At 71.8% G+C, this 12152-nt stretch carries 13 protein-coding genes; 6 read left to right on the top strand and 7 right to left on the bottom strand.

Features of this window, described 5'->3' with window-relative positions; genetic code table 11:
• Positions 1-21 precede the first annotated feature (21 nt).
• From ccoP to GAK38_RS04790, 6 genes are all read right to left on the bottom strand, one after another.
• Positions 22-939, bottom strand: a complete 918-nt coding sequence (gene ccoP / locus GAK38_RS04815; RefSeq protein ID WP_325341894.1) for a cytochrome-c oxidase, cbb3-type subunit III — start codon at positions 937-939, stop codon at positions 22-24.
• Between the two features lie 40 nt (positions 940-979).
• Entirely contained in the window at positions 980-1120 is a 141-nt protein-coding gene (locus tag GAK38_RS04810; protein ID WP_325341892.1) for a cbb3-type cytochrome oxidase subunit 3, read from the bottom strand.
• Positions 1121-1135: 15 nt separating this feature from the next.
• On the bottom strand, positions 1136-1774 hold the full coding sequence (gene ccoO, locus GAK38_RS04805; RefSeq protein ID WP_325341890.1) for a cytochrome-c oxidase, cbb3-type subunit II: 639 nt from the start codon (positions 1772-1774) through the stop codon (positions 1136-1138).
• A gap of 22 nt (positions 1775-1796) precedes the next feature.
• Positions 1797-3236, bottom strand: coding sequence for a cytochrome-c oxidase, cbb3-type subunit I (gene ccoN, locus GAK38_RS04800; protein ID WP_325341888.1), 1440 nt, complete (start codon positions 3234-3236; stop codon positions 1797-1799).
• A 63-nt stretch (positions 3237-3299) separates the two neighbouring features.
• Positions 3300-3440: a cbb3-type cytochrome oxidase assembly protein CcoS gene (gene ccoS, locus GAK38_RS04795; RefSeq protein WP_325341887.1), complete on the bottom strand. Its 141-nt coding sequence runs from the start codon at positions 3438-3440 to the stop codon at positions 3300-3302.
• 14 nt (positions 3441-3454) lie between these two features.
• Entirely contained in the window at positions 3455-5851 is a 2397-nt protein-coding gene (locus tag GAK38_RS04790; RefSeq protein ID WP_325341885.1) for a heavy metal translocating P-type ATPase, read from the bottom strand.
• Between the two features lie 107 nt (positions 5852-5958).
• Between GAK38_RS04790 and GAK38_RS04785 the strand changes: the two genes are divergently transcribed.
• From GAK38_RS04785 to GAK38_RS04765, 5 genes are all read left to right on the top strand, one after another.
• Complete coding sequence (locus tag GAK38_RS04785; RefSeq protein ID WP_325341884.1) at positions 5959-6408, top strand: universal stress protein; 450 nt, start codon at positions 5959-5961, stop codon at positions 6406-6408.
• Positions 6409-6611: 203 nt separating this feature from the next.
• Positions 6612-6839: a hypothetical protein gene (locus GAK38_RS04780; RefSeq protein WP_325341882.1), complete on the top strand. Its 228-nt coding sequence runs from the start codon at positions 6612-6614 to the stop codon at positions 6837-6839.
• Positions 6840-6978: 139 nt separating this feature from the next.
• Positions 6979-7923, top strand: coding sequence for a TauD/TfdA dioxygenase family protein (locus GAK38_RS04775; protein ID WP_325341881.1), 945 nt, complete (start codon positions 6979-6981; stop codon positions 7921-7923).
• Entirely contained in the window at positions 7920-8921 is a 1002-nt protein-coding gene (locus GAK38_RS04770) for a GNAT family N-acetyltransferase (RefSeq protein ID WP_325341880.1), read from the top strand. Before GAK38_RS04775 ends, GAK38_RS04770 begins: the two co-directional genes overlap by 4 nt.
• 111 nt (positions 8922-9032) lie before the next feature.
• Positions 9033-10232 carry an MFS transporter gene (locus GAK38_RS04765; RefSeq protein ID WP_325341879.1) on the top strand — a complete coding sequence of 400 codons (1200 nt, stop codon included), beginning with the start codon at positions 9033-9035 and terminating at the stop codon, positions 10230-10232.
• A 15-nt stretch (positions 10233-10247) separates the two neighbouring features.
• Here the strand turns inward: GAK38_RS04765 and GAK38_RS04760 are convergent, their stop codons facing one another.
• A complete protein-coding gene (locus tag GAK38_RS04760; RefSeq protein WP_325341878.1) occupies positions 10248-11285 on the bottom strand; it encodes a D-2-hydroxyacid dehydrogenase in 1038 nt (345 codons plus the stop codon).
• 231 nt (positions 11286-11516) lie between these two features.
• Here GAK38_RS04760 and GAK38_RS04755 point away from each other — a divergent pair, with 231 nt between their 5' ends.
• Entirely contained in the window at positions 11517-12143 is a 627-nt protein-coding gene (locus GAK38_RS04755; RefSeq protein ID WP_325341876.1) for a dienelactone hydrolase family protein, read from the top strand.
• Positions 12144-12152 lie beyond the last annotated feature (9 nt).

Raw genomic sequence — 12152 nt, 5'->3', positions numbered from 1 at the left:
CCCTCCTCCTTGCACTGCTGCTTACTTCGCCGCGGCCGCGGGCTGGTTCGACAGGCCCCAGACGTAGGCGGCCAGCACGTTGATCTGCGCGGGCGAGAGCTTGCCCTCCTGCGCCGGCATCTGGTTGGTCTTGCCGTTGTTGATCATGGCGACGATCGCGGCCCCGCCCCAGCCGTGCAGCCAGACGTCGTCGGTCAGGTTGGGCGCGCCGACCAGCGGGTTGCCCTTGCCCGCCGGGCCGTGGCAGGCGGCGCAGGCGGTGAAGTGGCTCTTGCCGAGCGAGGCGCGCAGCGAGTCGTGCGGGCTGCCCGAGAGGCTCAGCACGTAGTGCGCGAGGTTCTTCACGTCCTCCGGCGAGCCCACGGCCGCGGCCATCGGCGGCATGGTGCCGATGCGGCCCTTGGTGATGGTCTCCAGGATGTTCTCGGGCGCGCCGCCGTGCAGCCAGTCGCCGTCGGCCAGGTTCGGGAATCCCTTGCTGCCGCGCGCGTCGGAGCCGTGGCACTGCGCGCAGTTATTGAGGAAGAGGCGCTCGCCGATGGCCCGCGCCTGCGGGTCGGCCGCGATGTCCTCGACCTTGGCGCTGGCGAAGCGCGCATACAGCGGCTCCAGCTCGCGGTTGGCCGCCTCGACCTCCTTCTGGTATTCGCCGACCTCGGTCCAGCCGAGCTTGCCGCTGAAGGCGCCGAGCCCGGGGTAGGCGATCAGGTAGCCCGCGCCGAAGACGAGGGTGATGACGAACAGCCCCGCCCACCAGCGCGACAGCGGGTTGTTCAGCTCGGTCAGGTCCTCGTCCCAGACGTGGCCCGTGGTGTTGTCGACCGCGGCGTTGACCTTCTTGCGCGCCGTGATCCACAGCAGCAGCAGGCAGGCCAGGATGCCGGCGACGGTGATGCCGGCCACATAGACCGACCAGAAATGGTGAGTGAAGTCGCTCATGGGGATGCTCCCGGGTTCTTCTTGTCGAGGCCGCTCGGGCCTATTCCTGCTGCTCGAACGGCAGGCGCGCGGCCTCGTCGAAGCGGGCCTTGTTCCGGCGGGCGAAGGTCCAGCCGACGATGCCGAGGAAGAAGGCGAAGCAGACCAGCGTGGCGACGATGCGGGCGGTGGTGATGTCCATGACAAGGCTCCTTGCCTACTTCAGGGCGCGGCCCAGGGATTGCAGGTAGGCGACGACGGCATCCATCTCGCTCTTGCCCTTCACGTCGTCCGCCGCGGCCTCGATCTGCGCATCGGTATAGGGCACGCCCACGGTGCGCAGCGCCTTCATGCGCGGCGCGAGTCCGGCGGCGTCGACCGGCGTCTTCTCCAGCCAGGTGTAGGCCGGCATGTTCGACTCGGGCACCACGTCGCGCGGATTGTTCAGGTGGATGCGGTGCCACTCGTCGCTGTATTTGCCGCCTACGCGGTGCAGGTCGGGGCCGGTGCGCTTGCTGCCCCACTGGAACGGGTGGTCGTAGACGAATTCGCCGGCCACCGAGTAGTGGCCGTAGCGCAGTGTCTCGGCGCGGAACGGGCGGATCATCTGCGAATGGCAGTTGTAGCAGCCCTCGCGCAGGTACACGTCGCGGCCGGCCAGCTGCAGGGCGTTGTAGGGCTCGATGCCCTGCACCGGCTCGGTGGTGGACTTCTGGAAGAACAGCGGCACGATCTCCACCAGGCCGCCGAAGGCGACCACGAGCAGGATCAGCACGATCATCAAAAAGTTGCTGGTCTCGACCTTCTCGTGGCTGAAGGCCGGGACGGCGTGGTCGTGGGTATTGTTGGCAGACATGGCGATGGGCCTCCTCGTCCGATCAGGCGTGCGCCGGTTGGGGTGACGGGATCGCTGCGTTGACCGAGCGGCCCGAGATGGCGGTCATCCAGACGTTCCAGGCCATGACCAGCATGCCGCCCAGGTACAGCAGGCCGCCGACCACGCGGATCACGTAGAACGGATAGGTGGCCTTGACGCCTTCGACGAAGGTGTAGGTGAGCGTGCCGTCGGGGTTGACCGCGCGCCACATCAGGCCCTGCATCACGCCGGCGATCCACATCGCGGCGATGTAGAGGACGATGCCGACGGTGGCGGTCCAGAAGTGCAGCTCGATGGCCGGCACCGAATACATCTTTTCGCGGCCGAACAGGCGCGGCACCAGGAAGTAGATCGAGCCCATCGAGATCAGGCCGACCCAGCCGAGCGCGCCGGCGTGCACGTGGCCGATGGTCCAGTCGGTGTAGTGGCTCAGGGCGTTGACGGTCTTGATGGACATCATCGGACCCTCGAACGTGGCCATGCCGTAGAACGACAGCGACACGATCAAAAAGCGCAGCACCGGGTCGTCGCGCAGCTTGTGCCAGGCGCCCGAGAGCGTCATCACGCCGTTGATCATCCCGCCCCAGCTCGGGGCCAGCAGGATCAGCGAGAACACCATGCCGACCGACTGCGTCCAGTCCGGCAGCGCCGTGTAGTGCAGGTGGTGGGGGCCGGCCCACATGTAGGTGAAGATCAGCGCCCAGAAGTGGACGATGGACAGCCGGTAGCTGTAGACCGGGCGGCCGGCCTGCTTGGGGATGAAGTAGTACATCATCCCGAGGAAGCCCGCGGTGAGGAAGAAGCCCACGGCGTTGTGGCCGTACCACCACTGCACCATCGCGTCCTGCACGCCGGCGTAGGCCGAGTAGCTCTTCATCCAGCCCGCGGGCACCTCGGCGCTGTTGACCACGTGCAGCAGGGCCACGGCAATGATGAAGGCGCCGAAGAACCAGTTGGCCACGTAGATGTGGCGGACCTTGCGGATGCCGACCGTGCCGAAGAACACGATGGCATACGAGACCCACACCAGCGTGATGAGGATGTCGATCGGCCACTCCAGCTCGGCGTATTCCTTGCCGGTGGTGTAGCCCAGCGGCAGGCTGATCGCCGCGGCCACGATCACGAGCTGCCAGCCCCAGAAGGTGAACGACGCGAGCCGGGGCGCGAACAGCTTGACCTGGCCGGTGCGCTGCACCACGTAGTAGCTGGTGGCGAACAGCGCGCAGCCGCCGAACGCGAAGATCACCGCGTTGGTGTGCAGGGGCCGCAGTCGGCCGTAGCTGAGCCAGGGGATGCCGAAGTTGAGTTCGGGCCAGGCAAGCTGGGCGGCGATGAAAACGCCGACCAGCATGCCGACCACCCCCCATACCACGGCCATGATGGAGAACTGCCGCACGACGGTGTCGTTGTAGCGCGCGGGCGGGTTGTTGGTTGATTCCATGGGGCACCTTACGAGTTGCCCGGCCAGTGTCCTGCGCCGCTCATCCGGGCGCGTTGACGCACGTCAATCGTCGTCGAGAAGGATGCGTTCGCCCTCGTGTTCCACGCCTTCGAACTGGCCGCGGTCGATCGCCCACCAGAGGCCGGCGAGGATCAGCAGCACGAGCACCACCGACAGCGGGATGAGCAGGAAGAGGATGTCCATGGGTCGCGCTTCCGTTACGCCGCCGAGGCGGCACCCTTCCCCGCTGGGGGAGGGCTGGGGAGAGGGCATGCGGGAAGCGGGGACGTGCCCCCATGCCGACCTTCCCCCAGCGGGGGAAGGGGCGAGGCAGGCAGCGCACGCGCCAGCCGTGCGGAATTGGCGATGACCAGCAGCGAGCTTGCCGCCATGCCCAGGCCGGCGAGCCAGGCCGGCATCCAGCCGGCCATCGCCAGCGGCACGCACAGCGCGTTGTAGCCGGCGGCCCAGGCCAGGTTCTGCCGCACCACGGCCATGGTGCGCCGGGCCAGCAGCACGGCCTGCGGCACGACCGCGAGGCCGGACGAGAGCACCACGAAGTCAGCCTGGGCCTGCGCCAGCGGCACCGCGCGGCCGAAGGCGAACGACACGTGCGCGCCGGCCAGCACCGGGCCGTCGTTCAGGCCGTCGCCCACCATGACCACGTGCCTGCCGGCGGCCTGCGCCGCGCGCAGGGCAGCGAGCTTGTCCTGCGGCGTGCAGTTCCCGCGCGCATGGCCGATGCCGACCTGGGCCGCCACGCGGGCTGCGCCCGCGCTCCGGTCGCCCGACAGCAACTGCACCTGCAGGCCCGCGGCATGCAGGGCGGCCACGGCATCGCGCGCGTCTTCGCGCACGTCCTCGGCCAGCATGAAGGCGGCGAGCCAGCCCTTGGCATCGTCGACCAGATGGACCTGCGGGCCTGCGCCATCGGCCAGGGTCGGATCGATGCCGCAGAACGCGGCCGAACCCATGCGAAGCCGGCGCGTGCAGCCGTCCTGCACCACGACGCCTTTCATACCCCCTACCATGACCTCTTCTACCGTGCTTGCAGCAATCGTTTCAGAGTCATACCCCTCGCACAGCGCCCGCGACGCCGGATGCAGCGAATGGCGCGCGAGCGTCGCCGCGAGCGCGCGCGCCTGGTCAGCGGTGCAGCCCGCGGCCGTGCGCACGCCGGCCAGCGCCAGGCCGTCGCGCGTGAGCGTGCCGGTCTTGTCGAAGACGACGGTATCGGCCGCGGCCAGGACTTCCAGCGCCTGCAGGTTGCGCACCAGCACGCCGCGGCGCGCCAGCGCGCCGGCGGCGGCCAGCATGGCCGCCGGGGTCGCCAGCGACAGCGCGCACGGGCAGGTCACGATCAGCACCGCCACGGCCACCATCAGCGCATGGCCGCGGTCCTGCGGCCACCACCACAGGGCCGCCAGCGCGCTGGCCGCCAGCACCGCCAGCAGGAAGGGCCGCGCGGCCCGGTCGGCCCGCCGGGCCAGCCGCGGCTTCTGCAGCGAGGCGTTCTCCATCAGCGCGACGATCTGCGCGAAGCGCGTGCCCCCGCCCGTGCGTTCCACCCGCACCAGCACGGGAGACTGCAGGTTGAAGCTGCCGGCGATCACGCCGCTGCCCGCGGGCCGCGCCACGGCCGCGGACTCGCCGGTGAGCAGCGCCTCGTCGGCGAAGGTGTCGCCCTCGATCACCGTGCCGTCGCCCGGGAAGGCCTCGCCCGGCCGCACGCGCACCACGTCGCCCGCCGCGATGCGCCGCACGGCCACGCGCTCGAATGCGCCGGCCGCCGTGCGCCGCTCCACGCTGTCGGGCAGGCGGTTCATCAGCGCCTCCAGCGCGCCGGCGGTGCGGCCGCGCAGCCGCATCTCCAGCCAGCGGCCGGTGAGCAGGAAGAAGACGAACATGGTCGGCGAGTCGTAGTACACCTCGCGGCCCAGCGGCCCGCCCGGATCGAAAGTGCCGGCCATGCTGACCACGAAGGTAATGGCGATGCCGATGACCACCGGCAGGTCCATGCTCACGCGCCGCCGGGCCACGTCGCGCAGCGCGCTCGCGAAGAACGGCCCGCACGAGAAGAACATCACCGGCAGCGACAGCACCCACGCGGCCCAGCGCAGCAGTTGCTCGGCATCGGGCGCGAGGTCGCCCGGCCGGGCGACGTAGGCCGGCCACGCGTACATCATCACCTGCATCATGCAGAAAGCTGCCACCAGCCAGCGCCAGAGCGCGCGGCGGCCTTCGCGCCGGCGCCGGTCGCGGGCGAAGGCATCGGCGGCCGGCAGCGCGCGGTAGCCGGCGCGGTCCACGGCCGCGATCCACTGCGAGGGGCGCACGGCCGCGCTCTGCCAGACCACGCGCGCGCGGTGCGTGGCCGCGCTGACCTCGGCGCGCAGCACGCCGGGCACGGCCAGCAGCGCCTCCTCGATGGCGAGCGCGCAGGCCGCGCAGTACATGCCGCCGAGCACCACCTGCGAATCCCAGGCGCCTTCGCCGTCCGCCGGGCTGGCGCGGCCGAAGGCCGGCCATTCCTGGGGATCGTCCAGCAGGTGCAGCGGCAGGTCGCCCGGAGTCGCGAAGGGAGAAGCCGCAGCGGGCGCAGGAGCATCGAGCATGCCGCAAGGCTAGGCCGATGCGGCGCGCGCCGCGTTGACCCAGGTCAAGACAGACGGGCGGTACAGGCGTAGTCTCCGGCCTGCCCATCCATTCACAGGAGCCGACAATGTCTCTCTACGAACGCATCCTCATCGCCACCGACGGCACCGCGCTGTCGAAGGCGGCCGTGCAGCACGGCATCGCCCTGGCCGCGCTCGCGGGCAGCGAGGTGATCGTCGTCAAGGTCGTGCAGCGCTATCCGCAGAGCTACTTCGAAGGCGCCATCGTGCTGCCGCCCGACGAACTCGCTCGCGTCGAGCGCGAGTGGACCGAGGCGGCCCAGGCCGTGGTCGACAAGGTCAAGACGGCAGCCCAGGCCCAGGGCCTGCGCGCCAAGGCCGTCGTCGTCAAGTCCGACGACGTCGCCGGCGCGCTGATCGCCGCGGCCAAGAAGCACAAGGCCAACCTGATCGTCATGGCCTCGCACGGGCGCAAGGGCGTCAAGCGCCTGCTGCTGGGCAGCGAGACGCAGCATGTGCTGACGCATTCGCACATCCCGGTGCTGGTGCTGCGCTGACATGAAGCGGCGCCGTTGGCCGCACCGGTTTCAAGCGATGCGGGTGCCGCGCAGCGCCGTGAGTCACGGGCCACGATATACGCCCCCGCCAAAAGGCGCCGAGCGACTGCGGTCCGACCACTTCGAGCCCATACCCCTCGCATTTCGCCTGCCTGCAATGGCAGCCCGCCTCTCCCGCCGGCCGTGGCCATCCCAAGGCGGTCATGCTGTTCGCCGCAGTGTTCCCGCCGCGCGTCGATGCCGGCGAATCGCCTGGTTCGTGGTGCTCGGCGGCGCCACCTGGCCGCGCAATCGTGTCGCCGGCCGTCTACGCCACCGGCGGGCGGCAGATCCGCCGCCGGGTCCGCAGCGCCCGTCCGGTGCGCAACCTCAACCGCGCGAGCGGCTTCCTCATCGGCGCCGGCGGACTGCTGGCGGCCATGCAGCGCTGAGCCGCGGCTGTTGCCGCGCGGGCAGCGCGGCGCGGCCCGGTGGTGGCTGCGGGCCACTGCCGGCGCGGCCCTCCTGCGGCGGCCGGATGGCATGGAGGTTGCGCATCCTGCGGCTCCATCACGAACCGCGAGATGCCCCATGTCCCTTGCCGTCGCCGACGACACCAGCCTGCACATCCGCCCCCTGACGCCGGTCATCGGCGCCGAGGTCGGCAACATCGACCTGCGCCAGCCGCTGTCCGCAGCGCAGGTCGCTGCCCTCACCACCGCCGTCCACCAGTGGCGTGTGCTGTTCTTCCGGGACCAGCCGCTCACCGACGAGCAGCAGCTGGCCTTCGGCCGCGCGTTCGGCCCGCTCACGCCAGCCCATCCGATCGCCGAAGGGCTCGAGGCCCACCCCGAGATCTGGGAGCGCAAGGCCGCCGACTACAAGGCCCGCCGGCCCGACCTCCGGATACCGAGCGCCCAGCCGCCGCGCGACTACAAGGGCTGGCACATCGACATCACCTTCGTCGCCAACCCCAACCGCTACTCGATCCTGCGCGGCGTCGACATACCGGCCTATGGCGGCGACACGCTGTTCTCGAACCTGGCGCTGGCCTACCAGGGCCTGTCGGAACCTATCAAGCAGCTGATCGACCCGCTCAAGGCCGTGCACCGCACCGGCGGCTACGACAGCGCGGGCGGCGGGAAGGTCCGGCGCGACGGCCGCAAGGCCGGGCCCTTCGTCTCGCTGCACCCGCTCGTGCGCGTGCATCCCGAGACCGGCGAGAAGATCCTGTTCGTCAACCCCGGCACCACGAGCCACATCGTCGGCCTGAAGCAGCCCGAGAGCCAGGGCATCCTCGACATCCTGGTCAACGAGATCACGCGGCCCGAGTACCAGGTGCGCTTCCACTGGACGCCGCATGCGCTGGTGCTCTGGGACAACCAGGCCGTGGCCCATGCCGGCCCGATCGACTATGCCCATTTCGACCTGCCGCGCGTGGTGCGCCGCATTACCGTGGCCGGGGAGCTGCCCCAGGGGCCGGACGGCTTCCGCTCGCAGCCGCTCGAGGGCGAGCTTTTCGACGTGATCGGGTGAGCGGCTCCCGCGCCTGCGCTGCCCTGGGCCTGCGGCCGGCCGCCGATGCGGCCGGCCGTGCCGCCATCGCGCCGCTGCTGGCGGACTGCCTGGCCGAGCTCGGCAGCCCGCCGGCCTATCCGTGGCTCGACCACTATGGCCGCGAACCGGGCCGCCACGCCTACCTGATCGAAGACGAATCCGGCCACGTGGCCGGCTTCGCGCTGCTGCGCGAGCTCGATGCGGCGGCCATGGTGGTGGAGGTCGCCGAGTTCTACATCGCGCCGGCCGCCCGGCGTGGCGGGGTCGGCCGGCGCGCGGTCGTCGCGCTGCGGCAGCGCCATTCGCAGCGCTGGCAGGTGGAAACCTTCGGCGACCAGCCTGCGGCCGTCGCGTTCTGGCGCGCGGCGCTGCCGGCGCAGGCCCCACAGGACGCACCGGCCACCGTCCCAGGCGCGCGGCCGCGCATGGCCTTCGCCTGGCCGGCAGCCGCGCTGGGTGTGCCCGCCGGCTCGGCCCGTCTGGAGTCCCACGATCCCGGATGGGCGGCGCTGTTCCAGCGGGAACGCGATCGCATCGCCGCAGCGCTCGGCACCGCGGCGCTGGACATCCAGCACGTCGGCAGCACGGCCGTGCCGCACCTCGCGGCCAAACCCGTCATCGACATCGCGGTGGCGGTCCGCAACCCCGCCGCCCTGGCCGGAACCATCGGGCCGCTGGTCGGCCTGGGCTACCGCGACCTCGGCTGGCGCTCCGCGCAGATCGGCCACTTTCTCGAAAGAACCGGCGCCGCCGGCCGCACGCACTGCATCCATTTGCTCGAAACGGGCAGCCCGCACTGGCAGGACTACCTGCGGCTGCGCGACCGCCTCCGAACCGATGCCACAGCACGCGCGCGCTACCAGACACTCAAGCAGGCGCTGGCCGCGGACCATGCGGACGACCGCAAAGCCTATACGCGCGGCAAGCATGCGCTGGTGCAGCAGTTGCTGGAGACAGCAGCCCCCTCCTCGCCATGACGATTCCTGCCGCTCCGTCCGAAACTGAACCGCGGCTCCCCGCCGGCGGTCCGCGGTCGCCGTCGCAGCCGGAGGCCACTGCGGCATCGACATCAACGTAAAGCCTTTTCCATGACCGAATCCGCCCGCGCCTGGCTGCGCGACAACCGCTTCCTGCTCGTCTTCGCCGTGCTCGCCTCGATCATGGGCACGAGCGTGGGCGTGGCCAAGATCACCGTGTCGCTCTACGCGCTCGAGCTCGGCGCCAGCGCCGGGCAGCTCGGGCTGATCGCCAGCGGCCAGATGATCGGCACGCTCGCGATGAGCGTGCCGGTGGGCTTCCTCGTGGACCACTACGGACCGGCGCGGCTGTTCGTGCTCGGCAGCACGCTCGCGGGGCTCACCTATGCGCTGGTGCCGGCCGTGCATTCCACCGCCTTCCTGCTCGGCTGCGTGACGGCGATCAGCTTCTTCATGCCGCTGCGCTTCGTCTCGCTCAACACGGTGTTCTTCGAGCAGATCCGCACGCTCGGCGAAGGCAAGGCCGGCTGGTACCGCGGCACGCACATGAGCGGCATGTTCCTCATCGGGCCGGCGCTGGCCGTCTCGCTGATCGCCGCGCTCGGCTACGCGGGCACCTGGTTCGCGCTGGCCGCGAGCTTCGCGCTCACGGTGCTGGTCTCGCCGAGCGTCTTCGCGCGCTATGCGCGGTCGCGCGCTCAGGCGGCGCGGCGGCCCGGCTGGCGCATGGTCGCCGCCGAGCTCGCGCTGGTGGCGCGCGACGCGCAGTTGCGCCAGACCTGCCTGGTCGACTTCTGCGCGTCGGCCACGACGATGTACCAGAGCACCTTCATCGTCGCCATCGCGCTGCAGTCGCTGCGGCTCGACGCGGCCCATGCCTCGGCCTACGTGACGGGCACCGGGTTCGCGTTCATCCTCACGCTCTTCTTCGGCGGTGCGCTGGTGCGCCGCATCGGCGTGCGCGCGAGCTACCTCGCGGGCTTCGGACTGTCGGCGCTCGCGCTGCTCGCGCAGGGCGGCGCCGCGAGTGCGGCGGGACTCTGGCCCGGCGTGCTGCTGCAGGGCCTGGGCCTCGGGCTGTTGCAGATCGTCACGCTCACGCGCATCGCGCGGCTCGGCGCCCGGCTCGGCACCGGCAAGGTGGCGGGCGTGAACATGCTCGTGACGCCGCTCGGCTCGCTCGCGGGCAGCGCGCTCGGCGGGCTGCTGGGGCAGCGCATCGGGCTGCAGAACGTGTTCTTCGTGCTGCTGCCGGTGTTCGTGGTGCTCGCGGCCTGGCAGTGGCGGGCGCCGCGCAGCGCGGACGCCTGACCGCCGCGCCGCCGGTCAGTACCCCTGCGCCAGATCCACCTGGTTGCGCAGCGGCTCTCCGCGCGCCGCGCGGCCCAGGTTGTCGGCCAGGATGTCGAGCATCCGCGCGCCGTTGCGCGGCGAGGCGGCCGAGGTATGCGCGGTGATGACGACCCGCGGGTGCCGCCACAGCGGCGACTCCGACGGCAGCGGCTCGGGGTCGGTCACGTCGAGGCCGGCGCCGCCGAGCCGGCCCGATTCCAGCGCGGCCAGCAGCGCGGCGCTGTCCACCAGCGCGCCGCGGCCGATGTTGTAGAGATGGGCTCCCGCGCGCAGGCGGGCCAGCCGCGCCGCGTCGAACAGCCCGCGCGTGGCGTCGGTCAGCGGCAGGCAGACGGCCACGTGGTCGGCCTCGGCCAGCACCGCGTCGAGGCCGTCGAGGCCCGCCACCCGCTCCACGCCGGGCGGCAGCGCGCCACCGCCCTGCTGCGGCCGGCGGCGCACGGCCAGCACGCGCAGCCCGAGCGCAGCGGCCTTGCGCGCCAGCGCGCCGCCGATCTCGCCCAGGCCCACGACGGCCAGCGTCTGGCCCTGCAGCTCGAAGGTGCCGCGCAGCGGCTTGTCGATCCACCGCGCGGCCTGCTGCGACTGCAGCAGCGCCGGCAGCTGGCGGGCGAACGCGAGCATCAGCGCGAGCACGTGCTCGGCGATCGGCACGGCGTGCACGCCGCGGCTGTTGGTCAGCACCACGCCGCTGGCGCGCAGCCGCGGCGTGACCAGGCGCTCCACGCCCGCGCCCACGCCGTGGATCCAGCGCAGGCGCAGCGCGTGCTCCAGCAGCGCGTCCACCGGCACGGCCTGCCGGCCCAGCAGCAGCGCATCGGCCTGCGCCACGGCGGACTGCCATCCCTCCCGCGGCACCGGCTCGAAACGCAGCGCGGGGAAGGCAGTGCGCAGGCGCTGCACGGCCGCCTCGTCCAGCGGATGCGCCAGCCCGACGTGGCGCAGGCCGCGCAGGTCGATGGAAGAGGTTGCGGCGGCGGCCGCAGGAGCGGCAAGGACGGTCGTGTTCATGCCGGCCTTCTCGCAGCCTCCGTGCCAGCGCCCTTGCCTGCCGCGCGCCGCGCTGGCTGGCCCGCCGCGGCGCAGGGCTGCTGGCTGTGCACCAGGCTGCCGCGGCCGGCTGCTGCGGCCACAGCAGCCAGACGCCCGCCCGTCCTGCGCCGGCACGGTGGCCCGGAAGCTGCAAGTGCGGCACCGCCCGCCGTCGTCCGCCATGCATGCAAGAAAGAAGGAAGTCCGACCATGAGCACCCTCGAACGCCGCAACGGCGCCCTGCCCCACCTGTTCGCCGCCGCCGCATCCGACGCCGCACCGCTGCTGCTGTTCCTGCACGGCGCGCGCGACCGCGGCGCCGACCTGGACCTGCTGCTGCGCTGGGCGCCGCCGCGCCTGGCGGCCGAGGCCGCCGAACCCCTGCCTTATCACCTGCTCGCGCCGCAGATCCCCGAAGGCGCGACTTGGCCCGAGCATGCGGAGGCGGTGCTGGGCCTCGCCGATGCGCTGGCCGACGCCGGCGCCGTGCCGCGCGACCGCGTGGTGATCGCGGGCTTCAGCCTCGGCACCGCCGGCGCCTGGAAGATCGCGGCCGGCCATCCGGGCCGCTTCGCCGGGCTGGTCGCCGTCTCGGGCCGCGTGCCCGAGGGCCTGGACGTGGCCGCGCTGCGCGGCCTGCCGGTGCAGGTGTTCCACGGCGCACAGGACGACAAGCTGCCCGTCGCCGCCGTCGAGGCCCACGTCGCGGCGCTGCGCGCACAGGGCAACGAGGTCGGCTACACCGTCTATCCCGAAGGCGACCACTTCATCGCCGACCAGGCCTATGGCGAGCCTGCGCTGCGGGATTGGCTGCTGGCGCGCCGCGGCACGTCCTGAAGGCAAGCG

It is taken from the genome of Xylophilus sp. (genome assembly GCA_009914555.1).
GTDB lineage: Bacteria > Pseudomonadota > Gammaproteobacteria > Burkholderiales > Burkholderiaceae_C > WNDY01.
This window is presented reverse-complemented; position numbering and strand designations above follow the sequence as displayed.